The sequence below is a fragment of the Vibrio sp. A8-1 genome, from assembly GCF_013048685.1.
Taxonomy (GTDB): Bacteria; Pseudomonadota; Gammaproteobacteria; order Enterobacterales; family Vibrionaceae; genus Vibrio; species Vibrio metschnikovii.
Window position 1 is genome coordinate 14,997 of sequence record NZ_VHTC01000016.1, and the last position, 23,146, is coordinate 38,142.

General features: G+C 43.8%; 22 protein-coding genes. 6 read left to right on the plus strand and 16 right to left on the minus strand.

Going from position 1 to position 23,146, the window contains the following annotated elements; genetic code table 11:
• Positions 1-6 precede the first annotated feature (6 nt).
• From FKN93_RS10215 to FKN93_RS10255, 10 genes are all read right to left on the minus strand, one after another.
• On the minus strand, positions 7-1,101 hold the full coding sequence (locus tag FKN93_RS10215) for a chemotaxis response regulator protein-glutamate methylesterase (RefSeq protein WP_158143861.1): 1,095 nt from the start codon (positions 1,099-1,101) through the stop codon (positions 7-9).
• Between the two features lie 77 nt (positions 1,102-1,178).
• Positions 1,179-2,018 (minus strand): protein-glutamate O-methyltransferase CheR, encoded by an 840-nt coding sequence (locus tag FKN93_RS10220; protein ID WP_158138476.1) that lies wholly within the window; start codon positions 2,016-2,018, stop codon positions 1,179-1,181.
• Positions 2,019-2,028: 10 nt separating this feature from the next.
• Positions 2,029-2,550 carry a chemotaxis protein CheW gene (locus FKN93_RS10225; RefSeq protein WP_110166926.1) on the minus strand — a complete coding sequence of 174 codons (522 nt, stop codon included), beginning with the start codon at positions 2,548-2,550 and terminating at the stop codon, positions 2,029-2,031.
• 9 nt (positions 2,551-2,559) lie between these two features.
• The gene (locus FKN93_RS10230; RefSeq protein WP_158143860.1) at positions 2,560-4,170 is read right to left on the minus strand and encodes a methyl-accepting chemotaxis protein; all 1,611 of its coding nucleotides are present in this window, start codon (positions 4,168-4,170) and stop codon (positions 2,560-2,562) included.
• A gap of 66 nt (positions 4,171-4,236) precedes the next feature.
• Positions 4,237-6,375, minus strand: a complete 2,139-nt coding sequence (locus FKN93_RS10235; protein ID WP_170905050.1) for a chemotaxis protein CheA — start codon at positions 6,373-6,375, stop codon at positions 4,237-4,239.
• A 21-nt stretch (positions 6,376-6,396) separates the two neighbouring features.
• On the minus strand, positions 6,397-6,711 hold the full coding sequence (locus FKN93_RS10240; RefSeq protein ID WP_004395228.1) for an STAS domain-containing protein: 315 nt from the start codon (positions 6,709-6,711) through the stop codon (positions 6,397-6,399).
• Positions 6,712-6,721: 10 nt separating this feature from the next.
• Positions 6,722-7,090, minus strand: coding sequence for a response regulator (locus FKN93_RS10245; protein WP_004395227.1), 369 nt, complete (start codon positions 7,088-7,090; stop codon positions 6,722-6,724).
• Between the two features lie 33 nt (positions 7,091-7,123).
• Positions 7,124-7,978 (minus strand): methyl-accepting chemotaxis protein, encoded by an 855-nt coding sequence (locus tag FKN93_RS10250; RefSeq protein ID WP_249374171.1) that lies wholly within the window; start codon positions 7,976-7,978, stop codon positions 7,124-7,126.
• Positions 7,902-8,303: a hypothetical protein gene (locus tag FKN93_RS17665; RefSeq protein ID WP_249374172.1), complete on the minus strand. Its 402-nt coding sequence runs from the start codon at positions 8,301-8,303 to the stop codon at positions 7,902-7,904. Before FKN93_RS17665 ends, FKN93_RS10250 begins: the two co-directional genes overlap by 77 nt.
• Before the next feature lie 422 nt (positions 8,304-8,725).
• Entirely contained in the window at positions 8,726-9,496 is a 771-nt protein-coding gene (locus tag FKN93_RS10255) for an MBL fold metallo-hydrolase (RefSeq protein ID WP_170905051.1), read from the minus strand.
• 229 nt (positions 9,497-9,725) lie between these two features.
• On the opposite strand from FKN93_RS10255, the gene FKN93_RS10260 reads away from it, so the two are divergent.
• From FKN93_RS10260 to ugpC, 4 genes are all read left to right on the plus strand, one after another.
• Positions 9,726-11,018 carry an extracellular solute-binding protein gene (locus FKN93_RS10260; RefSeq protein WP_158143857.1) on the plus strand — a complete coding sequence of 431 codons (1,293 nt, stop codon included), beginning with the start codon at positions 9,726-9,728 and terminating at the stop codon, positions 11,016-11,018.
• 118 nt (positions 11,019-11,136) lie between these two features.
• Positions 11,137-12,018, plus strand: a complete 882-nt coding sequence (locus tag FKN93_RS10265; RefSeq protein WP_170905052.1) for an ABC transporter permease subunit — start codon at positions 11,137-11,139, stop codon at positions 12,016-12,018.
• Positions 12,019-12,041: 23 nt separating this feature from the next.
• A complete protein-coding gene (gene ugpE / locus FKN93_RS10270; protein ID WP_158138483.1) occupies positions 12,042-12,884 on the plus strand; it encodes a sn-glycerol-3-phosphate ABC transporter permease UgpE in 843 nt (280 codons plus the stop codon).
• 49 nt (positions 12,885-12,933) lie between these two features.
• The gene (gene ugpC / locus FKN93_RS10275; protein WP_170905070.1) at positions 12,934-14,028 is read left to right on the plus strand and encodes a sn-glycerol-3-phosphate ABC transporter ATP-binding protein UgpC; all 1,095 of its coding nucleotides are present in this window, start codon (positions 12,934-12,936) and stop codon (positions 14,026-14,028) included.
• Positions 14,029-14,051: 23 nt separating this feature from the next.
• Here ugpC and maiA read toward each other — a convergent pair whose 3' ends face one another.
• From maiA to hppD, 4 genes are read right to left on the minus strand one after another with little or no spacing between them, the layout of a single operon-like run.
• Complete coding sequence (maiA, locus tag FKN93_RS10280; RefSeq protein WP_170905053.1) at positions 14,052-14,690, minus strand: maleylacetoacetate isomerase; 639 nt, start codon at positions 14,688-14,690, stop codon at positions 14,052-14,054.
• A gap of 3 nt (positions 14,691-14,693) precedes the next feature.
• Entirely contained in the window at positions 14,694-15,710 is a 1,017-nt protein-coding gene (locus tag FKN93_RS10285) for a fumarylacetoacetate hydrolase family protein (protein ID WP_170905054.1), read from the minus strand.
• Positions 15,707-16,849 carry a homogentisate 1,2-dioxygenase gene (locus tag FKN93_RS10290; protein ID WP_004395217.1) on the minus strand — a complete coding sequence of 381 codons (1,143 nt, stop codon included), beginning with the start codon at positions 16,847-16,849 and terminating at the stop codon, positions 15,707-15,709. Before FKN93_RS10290 ends, FKN93_RS10285 begins: the two co-directional genes overlap by 4 nt.
• Positions 16,842-17,915: a 4-hydroxyphenylpyruvate dioxygenase gene (gene hppD, locus FKN93_RS10295; RefSeq protein ID WP_170905055.1), complete on the minus strand. Its 1,074-nt coding sequence runs from the start codon at positions 17,913-17,915 to the stop codon at positions 16,842-16,844. Before hppD ends, FKN93_RS10290 begins: the two co-directional genes overlap by 8 nt.
• Positions 17,916-18,417: 502 nt before the next feature.
• Here hppD and FKN93_RS10300 point away from each other — a divergent pair.
• The gene (locus FKN93_RS10300; protein WP_170905056.1) at positions 18,418-19,911 is read left to right on the plus strand and encodes an EAL domain-containing protein; all 1,494 of its coding nucleotides are present in this window, start codon (positions 18,418-18,420) and stop codon (positions 19,909-19,911) included.
• A 27-nt stretch (positions 19,912-19,938) separates the two neighbouring features.
• On the opposite strand, the gene FKN93_RS10305 is transcribed toward FKN93_RS10300, so the two are convergent.
• On the minus strand, positions 19,939-20,427 hold the full coding sequence (locus tag FKN93_RS10305; RefSeq protein ID WP_170905057.1) for a GNAT family N-acetyltransferase: 489 nt from the start codon (positions 20,425-20,427) through the stop codon (positions 19,939-19,941).
• 118 nt (positions 20,428-20,545) lie between these two features.
• A complete protein-coding gene (locus FKN93_RS10310; RefSeq protein WP_154168110.1) occupies positions 20,546-21,958 on the minus strand; it encodes an MDR family MFS transporter in 1,413 nt (470 codons plus the stop codon).
• Between the two features lie 200 nt (positions 21,959-22,158).
• Here FKN93_RS10310 and FKN93_RS10315 point away from each other — a divergent pair, with 200 nt between their 5' ends.
• The gene (locus tag FKN93_RS10315; RefSeq protein ID WP_158144939.1) at positions 22,159-23,061 is read left to right on the plus strand and encodes a LysR family transcriptional regulator; all 903 of its coding nucleotides are present in this window, start codon (positions 22,159-22,161) and stop codon (positions 23,059-23,061) included.
• The last annotated feature ends 85 nt before the right edge of the window (positions 23,062-23,146 follow it).

Genomic DNA, 23,146 nt, shown 5'->3' on the forward strand with positions numbered 1-23,146 from the left:
GCACGATCACTTGATGTGCTGAGTAAAACGCAGAATTTGTTTAGGAATGGCGGATAAAGGACAAATGGTCTGCACCGCACCAAGGGCAATCGCCTCTTTCGGCATACCAAAGACGACACAACTGGCTTCATCTTGCGCGACGGTTGACGCACCATGGTCAAACATCGCTTTTAACCCTCTGGCTCCATCATCGCCCATGCCAGTCATGATGATCCCGAGTACATTGCTTCCGGCCTGCTGAGCTGCGGAACGAAATAACACATCGACAGCCGGTTTATGTCGATTGACTAAAGGTCCATCAAACACCTCGACTTTGTATTGAGCACCACTGCGCAACAACTTAGTGTGTTTTCCTCCAGGAGCAATCAATGCGATACCAGGCAGCACTCGATCGCCACTTTTGGCTTCACTGACCGTCATCTGACTCAATGAATTGAGGCGCTCAGCAAACATTGCGGTAAACTTTTCAGGCATATGTTGGACAATCACAATCCCCGGCGCGTGTTTCGGTAAATGGGTTAAAACGTATTCCAAGGCTTGTGTTCCGCCTGTCGAAGTGCCGATGACGACGATTTTTTCACTGCTCAATAATGAATTGATCGGTAATGAAGCTGCTGGCTGAGTCTGAAATTTATGTTCCGTGGATAATGATTTTTCAGAGTGAGATGCTGAAGCATTGAACAAATTTTTAACTTTCGCCTTCGCGGCTCCCCTTACCGCTTGCAGCACTTGATTGGCGCTATCTTCTAAAAAATCTTTTAAGCCCATTTTGGGTTTAGTAATGATCGTAACGGCACCAGCTTGTAATGCCTCTAAGGTCACTTGAGCGCCTTTTTCGGTTAATGTTGAACAGATAATTACCGGTGTTGGTCGCTCAGCCATGATTTTTTTCAAGAAGGTAATGCCATCCATACGCGGCATTTCGACATCCAAAATAATCACATCTGGCCAGTTTTTTTCCATCCGTTTCATGGCAAATAGCGGGTCTGCCGCCGCAGGAAGCAAATCGATATCTGGTTGTTCAACTAATATTTGGCTAAGCACTTGCCTGACGACCGCTGAATCATCAACAATCAGGACTTGTATTTTCTTATTTGTCATTAACCTTCCCTATTGAGGCAAAGGAGGAGAGCAATCATCAACGTTAAAGTATAGTTAACCACTAGCATCTTGATTTCTTATAGTTTTTGATAAATCGACGGACTGATTAACTTTAATGGCGCTTTCATCGACTGCAACGTTTCTGCATGACCAATCAACAGGTAACCGCCTGGATTAAGCTGACGCTGAATATTATCAATCACTTTTTGTTTCGACGCTGCGTCAAAGTAGATCATCACGTTACGCAGAAAAATCAGATCAAAATGTCCAAATCGAGCCAAGCTCTCTTGCAAATTAGCCTGCTGAAAAGTGACCCGATCACGTAAAGAACGAATCACTTTGAATGTATTGGCTTTCGCTCCGACGCCTTTACGGCAATATTTTTGTAAATAGTGCAACGGAATATTACTACTGCGAGATAAGGGATAAATTCCGCTACTCGCTTGTGCGAGAACTCGGCTGTTGATGTCGGTCGCCACTATCTGCCAAGGTCGTGGATTGTTATCCATTAATAGCATCGCCAGAGAGTAAGCTTCTTCCCCTGATGAGCTTGCCGCACTCCAGCAACGCAGTGTTTGGGGATAATAGTTGGGGATCACCTCTTGTTGTACGAAAGTGAAATGTGCCTCTTCGCGAAAAAAGTACGTTTCATTGGTGGTGAGTAAATCAATCACCACCTGTTGCTCTGCTTTTTTATCAGCACTATCCGGTGCTAAAGCAAAAAAATCAAAATAAGCATCAAAGCTTTTTAAGCCAAGTTGATGTAAGCGAACATTAAGACGCCCAATGACCAAGGATTTTTTCGTTACGTTAAGGGAAATCCCCGCTTTTTCATATAACCAGCGTTGGTAACGAATGAATGTCTCGTCCGATAGCTGTGGCTGACATTCTGTATACACAGATTCAAGAAAAGACATCTTACACCTCTTAGCTCTTACCGAGTTCCTTGGCTACTTTATCAACCATAGCGAGCTCATCAACCGATAGCACTTTATCTTCCGCGAGAATGATGACAAAGTTATCCTGTAACTGAGCCATCGCGCGGATAAAATCTGTCCGTATCTGACAACTAAAAGCCGGCGCAGCACGAATATCGCTCATCGGAATATCAATCACCTCTGACACGCTATCCACCAGCACCCCTAAATCTTGGCGCTGATCATCGGTATCGACTTCAATAATCACAATACAGGTTCGTTTCGTGATCGCGCGAGCCTCAATTTGAAAGCGATGTGCCAAATTAATCACTGGAACCACTTCACCACGTAAGTTGATCACCCCTTGAATGAATTTAGGCATACGAGGGATCGGGGTTACTTTTCCGTATTCGAGGATCTCTTTGACATTAAGTATCGCAAACGCATACATCTCTCCGTTCAACAGAAAGGTTAAATATTGCTGATCGTTGATACTGGTTGCCAAGTTGGGTGTCGCTAACTGTCCCATCATACGATTCTCCTAAAAACGTACATAGTCCGAATCATCATCGTCTTGAGTGACTCTTGAGGCTTCAGGCGATGATTTGGCAGAGGGTTGCTGTTTTTTACTCGCCAATTTCACTTGTCGCTCATCGGTCTTAAAGAAGGTCATCAATTGTTGTAACTGCTGAGCTTGGCTACTCATTTCTTCGGACGTGGAGGCTAACTCTTCGGATGCTGATGCACTTTGTTGCGTGACACTATTGAGTTGTTCCATCGCTTGATTAATTTGTGATGCACCAGTGGCTTGCTCCATAGATGCCGCGTTGATTTCTTGTACCAGATCAGCGGTCTTTTGGATCGAAGGGACAATCTCTTCTAACAAACTTCCGGCTTGCTCTGCCAAGGCAACGCTATTTTTCGCCACTTCACCAATCTCTTGCGAAGCCACTTGGCTGCGCTCGGCAAGTTTTCTTACTTCTGCCGCCACAACAGCAAATCCTTTACCGTGGTCACCAGCCCGAGCCGCTTCAATCGCTGCATTCAAAGCCAGCAAGTTGGTTTGATAAGCGATGTCGTCGATAATGCTGATTTTTTCTGCTATTGACTTCATTGCGGCCACTGTTTTGCCCACCGCGTTGCCGCCTTCTTGGGCTTCTAAAGCCGCTTTACTGGCAATCCCGTTGGTTACTTTGGCATTTTCAGTATTTTGGGCAATAGAGGCTGACATTTCTTCAATTGAAGAGGTGGTTTCTTCAACACTCGCCGCTTGTTCACTCGCACCCTGACTTAAGTTTTGCGCCGTCGCTGAGACTTGCTCTGACGCAGAAGCCAATGCATTACTTGCCCCATTCACTTCACCGACAATACTAGATAGCTTACGAACCATTTGCTGCATGGAATCAAGCAAACGCCCCATTTCATCTTTACTGGTTGCTTCTAGCTTGGTGGTTAAGTTGCCCTTCGCCAACTCTTGAGATAGATGGACCGCTTTTTCTAATGGGCCACAAATTCCCCGAATTAAAGCAATTCCGAAACTGAAAGCCAAAATCAGTCCAACCGCTATCGAAGAGATGGAGACCAAACGTAGCGTTTCATACAATGTACTTTCTCTATTATATTCCGCTGCTGCTTCTTGAATTTGCAAATCAACCAATAGGTCCAAAGACTGAGCAACGGGGGGGTATAAAGGTCGAACCCTTTCCAATGCCAATGAGGTGGCAGTTGCAATATCCCCCATTCTTAATGCAATCAATGTCGGTTCAATGGCTTGCTCAATGAAGATTTTATTGTCGCGCTGAAACTGATTGACCAACCGAGCTTCTTCCTCGGTTAACGTCGTCGTGATGTATCGAGACCAGATTTGATCAATCACTTTTAAGTTATCTTCTACGTTCTTGACTTGAGCGTTGATATTCTCATCATCGGGATACAACTGAGCAAATGCCATCGCAATCCGATTTTGTAAGAAACGAACTTTAATATCGTTTAACTGACCAATCGGAATGGTTCGATCAAGATAAACACTTCTCAATCCATCAACCATTTTACTCATGCCATATAAGCCCGCCGAACCAACACCGATTAATAAAACACCTAACAAACCAATGAGTAGGCTGAGCTTAATTTTTACTGATAGATCCTTAAACATTGCCAGATTCCTTATAGCGGTGACGCGCGTTATGCGCTTAATCTGATACCTTGTGCGCTGTCGATATTAATGCAGCGCAAATTGTTGTGATTCTTGTTGAATCATTTGCTGCGTTAAACCAGGAATATCTAAAATCAAGGCAATATCCCCATTCCCTAAAATAGTAGAGCCACTGATCCCTTGGATATTCTCAAAAATAGGTCCGAGCGGTTTAATAACGGTTTGTAACTCGCCCAATAATCGGTCAACCACCAATCCAGCCGTTTGCCCACCGGTTTGTACAACAACCACATTTTGCCGACGAGGTGCTTGCTTACTTAAGTTGAACTGTTTGCGTAAATCAATCAGTGGTAAAACGCTGCCGCGCAAATTAAGGTGACTGCTGACCTTTACCCCTTGCTTGGTCACTGGATGATGCAGCTCAACGCACTCTTTAACTGCATCAAGAGGTACAACAAACTCTTCATCACCGACTTCAATTAAGAACCCATCGATGATCGCCAGAGTTAATGGCAAAATTAGACGGACTGTGGTGCCAATCGATAGCTCACTTTCTATCTCGACTCGACCACGTAATTCATTGATGTTTCGACGCACCACATCCATGCCAACCCCTCGTCCCGAGAGATTAGAAACCTCTTGCGCCATAGAAAAACCCGGTTCAAAAATCAATTGATACATTTCATCTCGGGTCAATACCGAGTGCTCATCAATCAACCCTTTTTCAATGGCTTTTAAACGCAGTTTTTCAGCATCAAGTCCTTTACCATCATCGATAATTTCCAATACGATGTTGCCTGAATCGTGGTAGGCATTTAAGGTGATTTGTCCTGAGTGATTTTTGCCTTGCTCTCGCCTTTTCTCAGGCATTTCAATGCCATGATCCATGGCATTACGAATCAGGTGCATCAGCGGGTCACCGATTTTCTCGACCACTGATTTATCAAGCTCAGTATCTCCGCCATGAATATCAAGTTGGATCTCTTTACCTAACTCTTTAGCAACATCGCGTACGACCCGTTGAAAACGGATAAACGTATTGCCAATCGGTACCATTCTTAACTTTAATGCCGCATCTCTGACTTCTTCTAATAGGCCATTGAGCCGAGAGACCGATTCTTGCATTGCGCTATCGGCATGACTGCTGGCTTGTAAAGCGCAGCCCGCTCCAGCGGTGACCAACTCTCCAATCAAGTTAATTAACGTGTCGAGCTTTTCTGCATCAACACGCAAGCTTTTTTGTTCGCGATTTACCGTTTCATTCGCCGCTGATTTTGCCACGGCAGCGTCCGATTTAACTGGCTTAGCTTGAGTGATGGATTGATCGGAGTCTTCTTGCACTTCAATCGGTGACTCAGCGTCAATCAACGGCTCAGACAAAAGATCCAGTTGTAAGCCACAGGCTTGAAAATGCTCAAGATTGTGCATACCTTTCTGTTGTAACTCATCAAGTAAGGCCGGAGTACACTGATTGGCGGAAAATAAATACACCTCGCCTTCGTCCCGAATAAATTCGAAAACCGCTAAAATTTCCTCATCTTGAGCATCACTATTGAGCGCTATTTGCCAACTCAAGTAACAATTTTCTGAGTCAAAGTCTGTCCACTCTTGGGGTAAGCTACTGTCATCGAAAATAATCTGTTCGATTTGGCCTAATTTGGCTAAATAAGCAAAAAAGGACAGCGGATCCATCCCATCCTGTAAAGCACTTTTCGGAAACTTTACCCATAGAAAACGCTGAGCCTCTACCATAGGTGGAGCGCTGTCTTTGATTGGTGCCTCACTGGTTTTCACGTCTGGTTGCTCACCAAGAAACGCGTTTAATTGTTCAATCAGTGTTTCACTGATTTGCTGGTTATCCGCGTGATGCTGCTGCTCAAATTGCGCTTCATCGAGCAGAGTTAGCATATGATCACGACAGCGAAACAACAGACTGATCACTTCACCAGTCAAGACCAATTGCTCTGAGCGTAACTGGTCAAGTAGGTTTTCTACTTTATGTGTAAAGTGGACAATCGCATCAAGATTAAAAATACCTGCCGAGCCTTTAACCGTATGCGCAGCACGGAAGATAGCATTGAGTCTTTCGTTTAAATCTTGATGATTACCCGCTTCAAGCTCGAGTAAATCCAGCTCCATACCTTCTAATAATTCACGGCTTTCGGTGTAATAGGTTTCAAGTGCAGCCAACAGCATCGGATCCATGTTTATACTCCTATTCGCGCATTACGTATTGGGCTGCAATGCCAAATTATGGTTAAGGGCATTAACGCCTAATTTAGCCATCACTTGGATAAACAAAGGATTCTCTACCAGTAACAAACATTGCTGCTGTTGCTCTCGTTTCGCTTTATTGACCATTACTAATAATTGAATCGCGCTGGTGTCAAGATCAGTAATGCGCGTAACATCAATCAATAAATCAATCGGCTTCATAACCCATGGCGTCAAAAACTCATACATTTCCTGCGCTTGATAAATCGTTAACTCGCCGGATAACTCAATGTTGACGTGTTGATCATTTTCTTCGAGGATCTGCATACCTTAACTCCTAAGCTGGCATCAGTTTATTCACCGCCGCCAACATTTGATCTGGCACAAACGGTTTCACTACCCAAGCCTTCGCACCCGCTAAACGGCCTTGATCTTTTTTCGAGGCTTCCGATTCCGTGGTCAACATGATCACGGGCGTGAATTTGGTCGCAGGTTGTTTTTTCAGTTCTTTTAGTAAGGTCAATCCATCCATATTGGGCATATTGACGTCACTGATCACCAAGTGGACTTTAACGCCTTGAATTTTTCTTAGCGCATCAGCACCATCAATGGCTTCAATCGTTTGGTAACCCGCGCCTTTCAGCGCAAGACTGACAACTTGGCGAATGGCTGCAGAATCATCGACAACCAAAATTGTTTTACTCATCCTCAAACCTCCCTGCTTATGGTTTGCTGTTCGTTAAAAAAAGGTAATGTCAGATTGCACTTCTGGTTTACTACTATGAGTAGATTTTTTACCCGTATGAACTTGATGCTGCTCAATCATGGTGTAACTACTCTTCATTTTATCGAGCCATTTTTGCGGCGATAATTGTCCGACAATCGGATGATTTCTATCTTGTTGAACTAACGTAATGGCATCCCCTAACTCGGTTAAATTACGGGTAATTTGCTCTAAAATTTGACTCACCCTATCTTGGAACTGAAGGCGAATGATCACGTGTGTCACCGTCTCTTTAACTTGTTGGGCATCTTCAGTCAGCCCTTGAGCTTGTTCATCTAACGTTTGTACTATGTGTTGAAAATGGTTGATAACTTCATCAATACATTGCTCGGTATTGTTCATTTGCTCGGTTTCATCTTTATTAACCTGTTCAACCATTTCGCAGGCTTTCTCGATGGCAGCATTAACGCTATTCACTTGCTCTGTCATCTTGCTGGCGGTTTCTCTTGATTGTTGAGATAAACCACGCACTTCATCGGCAACCACGGCAAAACCTCTTCCCGCTTCTCCAGCTCGCGCGGACTCAATCGCGGCATTGAGGGCTAATAAATTGGTTTTATCTGCGATACCAACCACTTCTCCAGCCATTTTTTTCAGTGATGTGGTGTATTTCATTAATTCACGCATCTCACTCAATACTTGCTGTCTTAGTGTTTGCCCAGCCCGTAACGCATCTACCGCATTGTTGAGCATGCTACGGCATTGATGAATTTCTTCGGTTACCGATTGCTCTTTACCGTGACTGTTCACTCCGGTGAGAGACAAGGTATGACTGAGTCGCTCGACCAGTTGAGAAAATTGCTGACTCAACTCTGAAAACAGAGTCTGTTAAATGTTGATTGGCAGAATCGATATGACGCGCCCAGACGGGCAATGATTCGATAAACAGGGGTTCTAAAGAGTGATAGGACTCTAATTGTGACTCCTGTAACGCGGAGAGGTGCTCAATTTGTTTTTTTTGCTGTTTGACGGTTTGAATGTACGATTCATAATTCCAAGCGACGTAGCTAAGGCTGGCAATGGAAGCCAATACCAGCAACGCACTGATGTATAAAGGTAAACTCGAATAGATCACAACCATGCCCGATAACACTAGGACAGGCATGAATAGAGGAACAAGCCTGAGCGCTAACATATGTGCAGTTATCCTATGCCGAACTAACGTAAAATTATGATTATTATTAGAGAGCTTATCTGTTACAACCAACCCATCAACACCAAAAAGCACTTAGGCGCATAACAAAATAAGGCTCAATTAAAAAGTAGCAGTCAGATATCAACTACGCAAATAATGGAATTGATTTAACATTACCAACTCGGATAAGTAGATAAAGTTATCTATTACCACTGAGAAAAGTGTGCCAGATGGATGAATTCAGGATTGTTGTCGATGGTGTGGGTGATATGAAGATCAAACTAAAGCTCAACCCACTATACCCAAACGGCTGAAAGTTGCAGGTAGGCGGCAAGTGAGTGAATCCCCATGAGCATAGGCAAACGACGTGATTGGGGTGAACGAAGGTAGCCAACACCGCTGCTTTAAGTTGGAAGGGGATATCAACGAGGAAACAAATGAGCTAACGGGGTAAACAGAAAACGCTTAAGTTTGATTTTTACTACTCGCCAGTGGGTGGCGGGCGTGATTGGTGTGGTATCCATCAAATGTTGATAGGCATGATCATCAAGGATCGCTTCGCCACCATGAGCCAGCAATAAACGCTGCGGATTGAGCTGATATACCCGCGCAACCGAACGACGATACTGTTTGGGAAAAAAAATAGGAAAAGGAGAGATCAGCTGTTTTTTTACTTCGACGATCAAATCGGCGACATACAAAATACTTTGCTGTGGATGAAAGAGAGAGATATCTCTATCGGTGTGTCCTGTCGTTTCTAAAACTTGCCACTCAGAAAACCCAGGAATCGCTTCACCGTCCATTAATTGATGATCCGCACGTAATTTACGAGGAAACCATAAACGACGCCTTGGTTTACCCAAGCGCTTTGCCATCCAATGCGCCAAAGCTAAATCAGCCCAAAACATCACAATCCCTAACCCACCTTGATACCAATGACCCACTTGCGCACCAGAGACTATCTTACAGCCGGTTTTAAGCCGCAATAAGTGCGCACCACCAGCATGATCAGGATGCATATGAGTGACCACCACCACCTTAAGTTCGCTCACTGAGCGACCTAATTGAGCAGTAATGTAATCCAGTATCAGAGACACATCAGCACGACATCCTCCATCCAATAGCATTAATCTATCTGGATATTCAACCAAATATAAATTTTGGATATGGCCGCGAAGGGTATGAATTTTCACAAATACTCTAACTGGTCGGTCCTGAAGGCAAGAAGACTAACCATACCACTCAAAGAAACAATAAATAAACAAAAAATCAACAAAAATGTTATCTGTGGCGCATTACAAAAAACAAACCAGAACAAAATCAAAGTGAAACAAACATTACATTAAATTGAAATATTTGACCGCCACCCTATTCAGCGAACCACTATGTTAACTCCAACTTTATATAATTAAGGGAAATATAATGCACAAGCTATGGCTAGCGGGTCTGATGGCAACCACTTTTTCTGGACATACTCTTGCTGCGACCGAAATCACTTGGTGGCACGCAATGGGAGGGCAACTGGGAGAATCAGTCAACCAACTTGCAGCAGATTTTAATGCCGCTCAGAAGGACTATACCATCACTCCTATCTACAAAGGAGACTATACCGAAACCTTAACCGCAGGCATTGCTGCATTTCGTGCGGGTCAATCACCGCATATTCTCCAAGTGTTTGATGCGGGAGCCGCAACGATTATGAATGTCCCTGGCGTTGCAAAACCAGTACAAGATATTCTGGTTAATGCCGGTTACTCATTTAATGCTCAAGATTATCTATCTGGTGTGCGTAATTTCTATGCGGACAATAAAGGCAAAATGGTTGGTATGCCCTTCAATAGTTCCACTCCCGTTCTGTATTACAACAAAGATATTTTAAATAAAGTTGGAGCTACGGCACCACAAACTTATGAACAACTTGAAGTCTTAGCCGAAAAACTAAAAGCAAAAGGTTACGTTACTTTTTCACAATCGCATACGCCATGGATTATGTTTGAAAACTTCAAATCTCGTCATAACTTGCCGCTCTCTGATCAGCATAATGGCTATGCCTCTCTTTCATCACAGCTGATGTTTAATTCACAAGATATGCTGATGCATTTTAATAAACTTAAAGAATGGTCAGATAAGGGCTACTTCAAATATTACGGAAGTAACTGGGATGCCAACCAAACGCCTTTTGAACGCCAAGAAGTGGCGATGTGGATGGGCTCATCAGGTTCCTTCGGTGGGCTGCGCGATAGAGTCCCGTTTGAGTTAGGTACTACCTACTTACCACATTGGGAAAAATTAAACGCTGAAGGCACTCATACCTTTATTGGCGGCGCCGCTCTGTTTGCTTTAAGTGGTCATACTAAAGAAGAAGAAAATGCCGTCGCGGCTTTTTTTACTTATCTTACTCAGCCTGAAGTACAGATGAATTGGCACACATCGACTGGTTATGTACCCGTCACCAATGCCGCTTATAGCCTAACCAAAGCCTCAGGCTATTATCAAACCTATCCCGATGCAGAAGTGGGCGTAAAACAGCTAAGCCTACCTTCCGGTGAATGGACACAAGGTTATCGCTTAGGTTTCTATCCGCAAATACGTGAAGTCATGCACCGTGAATTCGACAATATTTTTGCTGGACGCTCTTCGGTAGAAAATAGCCTTAAACGAGTCGAAGACGAAAGTAAAAATCTCCTGCAACGTTTTGCTCGCACTGTGCAATAACGCTCGTTGATTACAACAGACTTCAAACCGACGTTTCGTCGCTTGAGTCTCGCTTATTGAAGAGTACGGCGAAGATAGCCGTACTCTTCAGCACGATTTTTTATGACTGGAAATAACCGTGGAACGTCGACAACAATTTTCTCACACTCCTTTACCCTATTTGCTGTTAGCTCCGCAAATGGTGATTATCGCGATTTTCTTTCTCTATCCGGCCGCAAAAGCGATTTATCTTTCCTTTATGCTGGAAGACCCGTGGGGAATGTCCTCTACTTTTATTGGCTTTGAAAACTATCAGATGCTGTTTCAATCCCATGAATATTTGAAATCGCTGAGCTTCACTTTACTGTTTTCTATCGTGGTCTCCTTTTTATCACTCGCCATCGCTCTGCTACTGGCGGTCAAAGCAGATAACATCATTCATGGTCAAGGAGCGTACAAGGTTAGCTTAACTTGGGTTTATGCCGTCGCTCCTGCGATAGCCGGAATTATCGGTGGTTTTTTGTTTAACCCCCACATTGGCCTATTAACGGATCTTTTTGCGATGTTTGGATGGCAATTTAGCCTGCAAACCAATCCGTTTGATGCAACCTTCGCATTGATTTTGGTTTCCGTATGGAAACAGGTCTCCGTCAATTTCATCTACTTTCTCGCCGGATTACAGTCCATTTCTTATGCCGTTAAAGAAGCCTCGACGCTCGATTGCGTCAGTGATACCAAACGCTTTTGGACCATTACTTTTCCTTTGCTTGCCCCAACTGGATTTTTTCTCTTAGTGATTAACCTCACCTATGCCTTTTTCGATACGTTCGGCGTGATCGATACCATGACCAACGGCGGGCCAGGAGGTTCAACAACGTCTTTGGTTTATAAGGTATACCGTGATGGATTTGTTGGGGCGGATTTAGGCGGCAGTTCAGCACAATCTGTGATCTTATTACTGCTCGTTCTCGGGCTGACGTTTATCCAGTTCCGTGTGGTTGAAAAACGTGTTCATTATTAAGGTTTTATATCCAAGGAAGCAAAATGAAAAGTAATAACCTATTCGATCACTTAATTTTGATCACCGGAGCCTTATTTATGCTAGTGCCAATCTGGCTCATTTTTGCCAGCTCGACTCATCATCCCAACACCATCATCAGTGAAGGTTTGCAGTGGGGAATGGGCGATCAATTTTTGGCTATTTATAAAGAAGCATGGCACAAAAGCCACGGATTTTCGGGCAATATTACCGCGCAATCGATGATCACCAATTCGATGATCATGGGGCTGGGTTTTGCGATCGGGAAAATTTTGGTTTCGATGATCGCGGCTTACGCTTTGGTCTATTTCCGGCTGCCTTATGCCAGCTTCTGGTTTTGGCTTATTTTTGTCACGCTTTTATTGCCGTTAGAAGTGCGAATCATCCCCTCTTATGAAGTCGTTTCAAGCCTAGGAATGCTCAATAGTTATACAGGGCTTATCTTGCCTTTGATTGCCTCGGCTACTGCAACCTTTTTCTTTCGTCAGTTTTTTAAAACGATTCCAGATGAATTGATGGAAGCAGCACAGCTCGATAATGCTGGACCGATTCGTTTCTTCATCGACGTATTACTGCCGCTATCGAAAACCATGATCGCCGCCATTTTCATCATTATGTTCGTCGTAGGATGGAACCAGTATTTATGGCCCATCATGATGACCACCGATGAGCAATACAACACCATCGTGATGGGCATTAAACAAATTCTCAATAATATTAATGAAACTCGTTTACCACGTTATGACTACGCGTTCGCTATGGTGATTTTAGCCATGCTGCCGCCGGTATTCGTCGTGGTCATTTTCCAACGCTGGTTTGTTAAAGGATTAGTCGAAAGTGAAAAATAACTCTATGCATTTAGTCACCCCAACCTCACCACAAAAACTGGACAATGTTATGTTGGATATCAGACAGTTAGTCAAAACCTATGAAAATGGTCATCAAGCAGTTAAAGGCGTTGATTTGTCAATTAATGAGGGCGAATTCATCGTTTTAGTTGGACCATCAGGTTGTGGTAAATCGTCAATTCTACGTTCGATTGCAGGACTTGAGTCGATCAACGGGGGAGAAATCCATCTAGCCGGTCGCCGAGTGGATAACGAAAAACCTGCGCTACGTGATATTGCGATGGTATTTCAAAACTACGCTCTTTATCCTCATATGAGCGTTTACGATAACTTGGCGTATGGCTTAAAAAATCGTGGGGTGGATAAAAAATCCATCGCTGAAAAAATTAATCACGTCGCTAAAACCCTCAAAATTGAAGAGTATTTAGATCGCAAACCCGCCAAACTGTCTGGTGGTCAACGTCAACGTGTAGCAATGGGACGCGCGATTGTCCGCGATCCGCAGCTGTTTTTATTTGATGAGCCATTATCCAACCTCGATGCGGCGTTACGCGCGCATATGCGCTTAGAGATAAAAAAACTGCAACGCAAACTCGGCGTGACCAGTGTCTATGTCACCCACGATCAAGTAGAAGCGATGACATTAGCCGATCGCATTGTGGTCTTAAACCAAGGAAAAATTGAACAAGTCGGTCGCCCAAAAGAAGTTTACCACCAACCGGCGAGTACCTTTGTGGCGAGTTTTATTGGTAGCCCAGCGATGAACTTTATCCCCGCAACGCTCGATAACGGCTATTTACAGGTTGGTCATCAAAAAATTTATCTACCGCACTATCAACAACTCAGCGCTCCATCGCTAACCCTAGGTATTCGTCCTGAGCATGCTGGTCTTTCGAGCAGTGAAAACGCTCTGAACTTACGCTTACAAATCAGTGTCGTTGAACCACTTGGTCCCAATCAATTGGTGCATGGAAAAATCGCTGGGTTAACTCAACTCAGCGATTTTATTGCGGTAACACCTGAAATGAATGTAGATATTGATCAAACGCTTAACCTATCGATCAACGTAGATAACCTGCATCTGTTTGATGAACAAGGGCAACGCTTATGCCCTACCTCATTAGCCCAGCGAGCTATCGCTTAATCATCCTAAGTTAAACGCTTCACTCAGCGGCAGCTTTCCGGTGCGGCTGAGTGAAAATCAGCTCGCTCACGTAGCATCTGTGTAATACGCATCATATTCGGATAAGGGCTCATATCAACGGCAAAGCGCTCCGCGTTATACACTTGAGGTATTAGGCAGATATCCGCCAGAGAAAGTGCATCGCCGATACAATATTGCCCTGCACTTATAGTTAGCTTTTCTTCAATCGCGCGAAAACCTACCGCTATCCAATGTTGATACCACTGCGTTTTTTGGGGCTCATCCACAGCAAGGTTTTGTGATAAATATTGTAAAACCCTTAGGTTATTTAATGGATGAATATCCATTGCAATATCATGAGCTAGCGACAACACACGGTATTTTGCCTCACCGGAGACAGGAATAAGACGCGGCTGCGGGTAATGATCATCAAGATATTCAATAATCGCCAGCGATTGATTAAGAACGAAATCGCCATCAACTAACACTGGCACTAATTCACTCGCATTAAGCTGATGAAATACTTCGCTGTGTTGCTCACCACCTTGAGCGATGAGATCAACCGGAAACTGCTGATAACTCAGTTGCTTAATTTCTAAAGCCAGACGCACCCGATACGTTGCCGATGAGCGCCAGTAGCCGTATAATTTCAGCTCACTCATCATCTATCTCCCTGATTCAATCACCGTTTGTTCAATACGGCCAAATACGCTATTACCTTGATGATCGAGCATCTCAAGTTTAATCGTATCACCGACCTGCATAAAAGCAGTGCAGGGTTGCCCATCACGAATGGTTTCAATCATTCGTAGCTCGGCAAGACACGAATAACCGACACCCCCTTCACCGATTGAACTTCCGTACTCCGTACCTTGCTTATTTGAGACGGTACCAGAACCAATAATCGTGCCACTGCATAAAGGGCGAGATTTTGCTGCATGGGCAATCAACTGAGGAAAATCAAAGGTCATGTCCACCCCTGCATTCGGACAGCCAAACAACCGACCGTTATAGGTCGACAATAATGGTAAAGATAACTTAGCGCCGTCCCACGCATCGTTTAATTCATCAGGAGTCACTGCCACCGGAGAAAAAGCAGAGCTCGGTTTCGACTGGAAAAAGCCAAAACCTTTGGCTAATTCATTGGGAATTAACCCTCGTAGAGAGACATCATTCACCAGCATTACTAAGCGAATATGTTGCCCTGCCTGCTCCGCTGTGATCCCCATAGGGACATCATCAGTGACGACCGCCACCTCAGCTTCAAAATCTAATCCCCATTGGGGATCAACAAGCGGGATAGGTTCGTGTGGCCCCAGAAAACTGTCCGATCCCCCTTGATACATTAGCGGATCAGTCCAAAAACTCTCTGGTAATTCGGCTCCACGAGCACGTCGAACTAACTGAACATGGTTGACATAAGCTGAGCCATCTGCCCATTGAAATGCCCTTGGTAACGGCGAGGCACAGTTATCCTCAACAAACGGTAAAGTATGAGTAAGCTGGCCGGCATTTAAAGCTTGGGAGATCTCTTGTAACGGACCTTCCACTTTTTGCCAATCATCGAGTGCTCGTTGGAGTGTTGAAGCGAGGTGGTCAACAACCACACAGCGCTGTAAATCTCGACTGACAACCACTAATTGCCCATCTCGTGTGTCATTTTTTAACGTCGCTAACTTCATGGCGTATCCTTGTGCTCTTTCCAGCTATAAACGTACTGAGGATTTTCTACTTCTTTAACCGCCTCACTAAATTGCAGGGCGTGGCGGGTATCAATCATTACCGCCACTTCATCGGTAAACGTTTTGCTGTTTTTTAATCCGGCTTGGAACGCTTTCGGATGAGGGCCATGAGTAAAGCCCGCAGGGTGAAACGTCACCATCCCAGCTTCAATATTATCGCGACTGAAAAAGTCACCCGCGTGATAAAACAGCACTTCATCATAATCATCATTATTGTGATAAAACGGTACTTTTAATGCGCCAGGGTCACTTTCAATCGGTCTTGGCACAAACGTACAGACCACAAACCCTTGCCCAACAAAGGTGGTATGTGCAGACGGCGGTAGATGATAGCGATGGGACATTAGCGGTCGAATATCTCGCCAATTGAGCCTCAGCACCGCCAGATCGCCATGCCAGCCTACCGCATCTAGGGGATTAAAAGGATAGGTAATCACACTCACTTGATCGTGCCGTTTAACTTCAACGTGCGTGGTGCGTTCTGAGTACTGCGCCTGAAAACGTGTATTAATACTCGGCACTTCAAGCACCGCCGGATCAAACACAGCGTGCTGACCGACAATACCTTTTTCTGGTAAGGCATAAGCGGCATCCGTATTCTCGATCATCAACAAAAACAGCGGTTCATTAGGGTCTAAACGCCAAGTCGTTGAGCGCGGAATTAACACATAATCCCCTTCATGAATCGTCATATGGCCATAATCACAAAACAGCTCGGCACTGCCTTTATGAACAAATAATAATTCATCACCATCCGCATTACGCACCAATTGGGTCATTGGTTGGCTAAGCTGCCAGACCCGGATTTTCACCTCTTGGTTATGCAGCAAATGAGGGACAGACCAAGGGGATAATTGTTCAGAGTGGCTCAAGTGATTTAAGTTAAATGCTCTGGGCCGTAAATCGCCCTGCCATTCGGTCCATGCGGTGGGTGGATGCTGATGATGAAAGTGACTCGCAGCGCCAAAAAAGCCACTGCGCCCAGCTTCTCGCTCATAGATCGCTTGCTCAGGAAAATCCGCATGAGCCTGTTTCGAAAACACCCCTTCGCGATGAGGAAACGTAAACGGTTTATGCATCATCTAGCACTCCACGACGAATTTGATCTTCTTCTATCGATTCAAACAAGGCTTTGAAGTTACCTTCGCCAAAACCTTGATTGCCTTTGCGCTGAATAATTTCAAAAAAGACTGGACCAATAACGGTTTGGGTAAATATTTGCAGCAAAATACCATCTTTTAATGGTGCACCATCAATCAATACCCGCAATTCGCGTAACTCATCAACGGATTCATGATGACCGGGAACGCGCGAATTGATTTTCTCATAGTAGGTATCTGGGGTTGGCATAAACTCCATGCCTTGCGCTCGCAACGTACGCACAGTGTGATAAATATCGGTGGTACTCAAGGCAATATGCTGAATCCCTTCGCCATTGTATTCACGTAAAAATTCTTCAATTTGTGACTTATCATCACGCGATTCATTGATTGGAATACGAATTTTACCGCACGGCGATGTCATCGCACGGCTAACCAAGCCGGTCAATTTCCCTTCAATATCAAAATATCGAATCTCTTTAAAGTTGGCGAGCCGTTCATAAAATCCAGCCCATTTATTCATATTGCCTTGCATCACATTATGAGTGAGATGATCGATTTCACATAAACCGACCTGCTTTTGTTGCAAACGCTGCTCAGCATCAGCATAAAACAAAAAGTCAACATCATAGATACTTTTATCACCGTAGCGATCAACAAAATACAATAAGCTATCACCGATGCCATAAATAGCCGGAATGCTTAGCTCCATAGGTCCAACTTCACCTTGATAGGCAACCGCGTCACACTGTAAAGCATGCGTTAAAGCCTCAGCTGCATCTTTAACCCGAAATGCCATTCCACACACTGATGGACCATGAAGCTTAGCAAAATCAGCCGCTTGACTATGAGGTTGAGCATTGATGATGAAATTGATATCCCCTTGGCGATAAAGCCAAGCTTGTTTAGAGCGGTGTTTCGCGATTTCAGCAAAACCTAAAGAAGTGAACAGCTGTTTTAGTGCGTCAATCCCCTGCGCATCCGCTGCCGTATATTCAACAAACTCAAAACCATCGGTACCAAGGGGGTTGCTTATTGATGTCATGTCTAGGTTTCCTTTATAGGGTCGAAATCTTTATTAACCATGGCACGATTCAATAAAGTCGCAACGATCAGCAGATACCTATCGCCCACTCTAAAAAACACCAAAAATGTAACACTTTTATTACATTAAACAACCATAATCCGTTTACATCACCAGTATCTCATCAATGTAGTGGTCATTTTGCGGGTAAACATGCTTCGAAAGAACAGAGTTTAGTGAGTATAAATATTTATACAGGTGTAAAAAAATGAAGTATTTAATGGTCTATTAAACCTAATGAAGGGTTGTTTTTTTAATGTCGCCTTAATGCCGCCAACGAATAACCGATTGGCGAAATCAATGACTGAATACTATTTTTAATTAGTGAGGTTATATGTCCGCATAAAAAACGATATCTTCGATGAGTTATGCCTTGTACCTCAGCACGCTTGCTCTATAATGCGCAATCTATGCACAATCCGTTTCAAATTTAAGACGAAGTTAGAAATACAGGTAAAAAGCATTGCAAAATAAAAAAAGAGTCTTACTCAAAAAAATATTATCTGCTTGTCTTATCCCTATTCCGATCGTTTTTTTTTACGCTTACTATACCAGCGTCACGAGCATTAATAGCCAGTTGAACACCATTGCCGATTCGTACGCCAAACGTATCGATAGCCTGATTGCTGATCTCCATGATGAAAATGCCAAAGCGTTATACAGCAATAAAAGCTGCGCACAGATTCAAGAAGACCTGTTATTTGAAAGTTTACTGCGTGAAATGTTGATCGTAGAAAATCAACAAATTGTTTGTTCGTCCAAACGGGGAGAGATGCAGTCAGATATCAGCGACTATTATCCTGATGGCATTGTCACCAGTAAAGAACGCTTCTTTGACTTGCAAAACGATCCAGCCATGCGCACATTATTAGTGATTGATGCCGATAAAAACAATCCCTATCGCGGAGCCATTTCTGTTGTCGATCAAGGTTATATTCAAGCTCGTCTCGGTTATCACACCGACACTCGTATTGCCGAGTTAATCGTCAAAGTCGGTAATCAATACTACCCAGCTAATAGTAAATTCATCACTAAACAACATAACGTAAAGGTCACATCGGCCAACCAGCTTTTTACGTTACAAATTGTCGCTAGTGACTCTTTTGTTACTGAACAGATAACCTTTTATCTACTGAGTGCCCTTCCGGCCTCGATTGCACTTTCACTATTCATTTATGTGCTGTTTTTATTTTTCACCGGCCGGACGAGCTTATTAGATGATTTAAAGAAAGGATTAGAACGACACGAGCTGTTTTTAGTCTATCAACCTGTCATCGACAGCCAGAAACAAAATGTTGTCGGCTATGAAGCGTTACTGCGTTGGATTAACCCTAAATTAGGTTTTGTTAAACCCGATACGTTTATTCAAATTGCAGAAGAGTACGGCTTAATCAATAAAGTGACTGATTATGTGATTAATCAAGCTCAAAAAGATGCTCAGCATTTACCTAACCATCAGCAATTACACCTTGGTATCAACGTTCCACCTTGTTACCTTACGCATCAAAAACATATTCATCGTTTAATTCTTTGTGCCAGTCATCTTGCTACTCAAGGAATTCAATTGGTGGTTGAAATTACTGAACGCCAACTGCTGGATAAAAAAGGACAAACTATTTTACAAGAATTACGGCAAGCTGGCGTGATGATCTCTATTGATGATTTTGGCACAGGACAAACCTCGTTATCGGTACTACAACATATCGCTTTCGATTATTTAAAAATTGATAAATGTTTTATTGATTCAATTGGCGTGCAATCGGTTAGCGCGCCAATTTTAAACACCATTATTGAGCTGGCTCATCAGCTTAAGGTCAATATCGTCGCGGAAGGAGTGGAACATGCCGCTCAAGCCAAATACCTTGCCAACAAAGGGGTTCAATATCAACAAGGGTATTTCTACTCTAAACCTCTCGATCTTTCGGCAATAACAAAGAGGAAATCATCGACATCCTAATGAAGACCAGCCAGAACAACACCAAGGTTACACCTTCTGTTGTGATAGGGGTTTGCGCAACCAATGTATATGCGGAACAAATCCTCCTTGCTGATAAAAATGTTGCGCCGTTTGATTAAACTCCCACACCTCAACAAACATTTCTTTGACGCCATACTCAACGAATGTCTGCTCTAAATGAGCAAGAAGTGAGGCTGCGACTCTTTGTTGACGATAACAGGGAACAACATATAGCTCATCAATACTGCCCATCGGTATGGGCTGACTGACACTCGAAATTAACTCACAAAAATGCCCAGTAATAAAACCAACGATCTGAGAACCCTGTTTAGCAACGTAAACCAAACATTCCGGATCATCTAAATAACGGGCAATACTCTTCTCTTGCTCAATGTCATGAGCGGTTTTGAAATAAGCTGGACAAGCACGGTGATGCTCGTCATGTAACTCAAACATCAACTGATTGAGCACTTCTAAATCATCGACTTGAGCCGCTGATAGGATAATCGCTGACATAATGTTGCCATCACAGAAATAAAAACTCTCTGAATTCTATCCAATAAAGGTAAAAAAAAATACGCTCAACACCGATTAGTGTTAAGCGCATTAGTTAGCATCACAAAAGTGAATAGCCCTACTCTGTGGCTGGTGCCTTAACGGTTAATGCATCACGACGCAGCTTGAGAATGGTCAGCAACATGGCACAAAGCGCTAAAACACTCATCCCGATATAAACCAAGCTAAAGCCTTGAGCGAGTACATGAGTCGCGACTTGCGCTTGTTCAGCACCATGTTCACTGACTGTCACGTCTTGGGGAACTCGTAGATAGAATAACGCCGAGCAAAATGCAACCCCTAACGCTCCGCCTAACTCACGGCCAAAATTAAATAACGACATGCCAATCCCACGATCGCGAGCAGGCAAAACACTTTGCACGACAACACTGAGTGCAGGCAAAGTTAACCCAAGGCCAATTCCTGCAAAACCGAGCGCGAAATTAACCCAAATATCATAGTGAATTTGCCATAGCGCGATCATCGCCAAAGCAAAACCTAATGCCACTAACAATTTATAGCGAGCAAACTTAGCGACCAGCTTACCGCCGACATACGCGCCCGCCGTGATACAAAACATAAAAATTACCATCACGACGCCACTTTGTGATGGAGAAAGTCCTTTCTGCCATTGCAGTTGCAAAGGTAGATAAACTAACAGCGCAAACATCAACATTTGCGATCCCATCACTAACATAATGGCGGTTAAGTAGTTGGGCAAACGCGCTAAACGAGCGGGTAAAATAGGATCGCTAACGCGTTTTTCTACCAATACAAGCATGACAAGGCTAGCTAATAAAATAAACGCCCCCCAGCCATTAGGCATAAACGAGTGCGATGAAAGCAACATTAGCAACATGGTAGTGGCGATCATCAATAATCCAGCACCAAGCCAGTCAAAACGGCTATTACGACGTTTATTCAAGTGGCTGAGGTAACGATTGACCATCCACAGTGCCACCAAGCCAAGGGGCAAGTTGATTCCAAAGACCCAGCGCCACGTTAAATGATCGGCAAAATAACCGCCTAACAGTGGCCCCGCAATACTCGATACCGCATATACCGCGGAAATATAGCCTTGATATTTACCCACTTCACGCGCTGGAATCGAATCGGCAATCACGGTAAAGGCCAGCGCAATTAAGCCACCACCGCCAATGCCTTGAATCACGCGCGCACCAATTAAACTCGGCAAATCAATCGCAAACGTACAGAGTGCTGAGCCAATCATGAAAATGACAATGCTGATATTGAGCATGCGCACCCGACCAAACAGATCGCTTAACTTACCATAAACCGGCAGTACTGCTGTCGCAGCCAATAAATAAGCGGTAATCACCCAAGTAAGGGATTTTCCAGCGGATAACTCCTGACCAATCAAAGCCAAAGGTGTGGTGACAATACTTTTTTCTAAAGAGCCTAAGGCAATCACCAGTGCGACGCTGGCAAAAATAATTTTCGGGTTGGATGAATAAGTCGAATCGGTTGACATAAATCCTCTGGTATTAAACGATACCAATACAACATAACGTTATGGGTAAGTGATCAGCGAATGAGCGCAGAGGGTGCGCCGCTTCGGTAACTCAAGATTGAAGAAAGCGCAGCCTATCGCGCATCACTATAAGATAACTGAATATCATTCTATCTAAAATAGGATAGAATGGGATCGTCAATTGCAAATATGGGATCATGATGAAATTAGACGATCTGGCGCTTTTTATTACGGTGGTACGCTGCGGTAGCTTCGCCTTAGCCGCTAAGCAAAAAGCCCTCTCCAGCAGCACTCTGAGTCGCCGAATCCAACAATTAGAGCATGATATGGGTAGCATCTTGCTGATCCGTAGTAGTAAAGAAATTGTTTTAACCAAAGAAGGGGAACAATTATTTGAAACCTATGCCGAGCTCTTCGCTGAAATCGAATCGAAACAAGAAATCGCCTTACGTGCCAAACAAGAATATCGTGGCACGATTGTCATTAATGCACCGATTATCCCCTTACGTCATCAACTGAGCCCACTTGCATTAGAATTTTGTCAACAACATCCCAACGTTAATATCCATTTTCAAGTCGGTGCGGGCATGGATTACTTTACGCGTCACGATATTGATATCGCTTTGCGTTTTGGTCCTCAGCCACATTCCGATTGGGTCGCTCGTAAGCTAGCCAATAATCCATCGCAGCTCTGCTCGACTCCCAGTTACGCCGCTACCTTAACCTTAAATCACCCTGAACAGTTGCAAACATTACCGCTACTGACACTGAATACCAAACAGGCTTGGGTGTTTAAACATCGGCTCACAGGAGAACAATTTCAATTTACCCCGCGAGCTCGCTTAAGTTCAGAAGAGTTAGATACGATTTTACAAGCGACACTCCTAGATATGGGAGTCGCTCGCTTACCGAAAGGATTGATTAGCCAAGAACTGACGCAGCAGCAATTAGTTCCTTTATTGTCAGAATGGGATATAGAAGGGGCTGATGTTTATTTACTGCACCCTCAACGGCGATTCTTACCAGAAAGGACCCAAGCTTTTATTGACTACATCAATGCACATTGGCCAAGAGTGGCGTTCAGTCATTGGTTAAATACATAATTGACGAGAATAAAACGCCCTTGGAGAAAAACAAAACCTCCAAGGGCGTTATCGATGATTTATCAACTGAGCGATAAACCGATTT

Bases quoted from the DNA above. Each gene is read 5' to 3' on its own strand.
- FKN93_RS10215 (WP_158143861.1), bottom strand. From the start codon at position 1,101: ATGACAAATAAGAAAATACAAGTCCTGATTGTTGATGATTCAGCGGTC.
- FKN93_RS10220 (WP_158138476.1), bottom strand. From the start codon at position 2,018: ATGTCTTTTCTTGAATCTGTGTATACAGAATGTCAGCCACAGCTATCG.
- FKN93_RS10225 (WP_110166926.1), bottom strand. From the start codon at position 2,550: ATGATGGGACAGTTAGCGACACCCAACTTGGCAACCAGTATCAACGAT.
- FKN93_RS10230 (WP_158143860.1), bottom strand. From the start codon at position 4,170: ATGTTTAAGGATCTATCAGTAAAAATTAAGCTCAGCCTACTCATTGGT.
- FKN93_RS10235 (WP_170905050.1), bottom strand. From the start codon at position 6,375: ATGGATCCGATGCTGTTGGCTGCACTTGAAACCTATTACACCGAAAGC.
- FKN93_RS10240 (WP_004395228.1), bottom strand. From the start codon at position 6,711: ATGCAGATCCTCGAAGAAAATGATCAACACGTCAACATTGAGTTATCC.
- FKN93_RS10245 (WP_004395227.1), bottom strand. From the start codon at position 7,090: ATGAGTAAAACAATTTTGGTTGTCGATGATTCTGCAGCCATTCGCCAA.
- FKN93_RS17665 (WP_249374172.1), bottom strand. From the start codon at position 8,303: ATGTTAGCGCTCAGGCTTGTTCCTCTATTCATGCCTGTCCTAGTGTTA.
- FKN93_RS10260 (WP_158143857.1), top strand. From the start codon at position 9,726: ATGCACAAGCTATGGCTAGCGGGTCTGATGGCAACCACTTTTTCTGGA.
- ugpE (WP_158138483.1), top strand. From the start codon at position 12,042: ATGAAAAGTAATAACCTATTCGATCACTTAATTTTGATCACCGGAGCC.
- ugpC (WP_170905070.1), top strand. From the start codon at position 12,934: ATGTTGGATATCAGACAGTTAGTCAAAACCTATGAAAATGGTCATCAA.
- maiA (WP_170905053.1), bottom strand. From the start codon at position 14,690: ATGAGTGAGCTGAAATTATACGGCTACTGGCGCTCATCGGCAACGTAT.
- FKN93_RS10285 (WP_170905054.1), bottom strand. From the start codon at position 15,710: ATGAAGTTAGCGACGTTAAAAAATGACACACGAGATGGGCAATTAGTG.
- FKN93_RS10290 (WP_004395217.1), bottom strand. From the start codon at position 16,849: ATGCATAAACCGTTTACGTTTCCTCATCGCGAAGGGGTGTTTTCGAAA.
- hppD (WP_170905055.1), bottom strand. From the start codon at position 17,915: ATGACATCAATAAGCAACCCCCTTGGTACCGATGGTTTTGAGTTTGTT.
- FKN93_RS10305 (WP_170905057.1), bottom strand. From the start codon at position 20,427: ATGTCAGCGATTATCCTATCAGCGGCTCAAGTCGATGATTTAGAAGTG.
- FKN93_RS10310 (WP_154168110.1), bottom strand. From the start codon at position 21,958: ATGTCAACCGATTCGACTTATTCATCCAACCCGAAAATTATTTTTGCC.
- FKN93_RS10315 (WP_158144939.1), top strand. From the start codon at position 22,159: ATGAAATTAGACGATCTGGCGCTTTTTATTACGGTGGTACGCTGCGGT.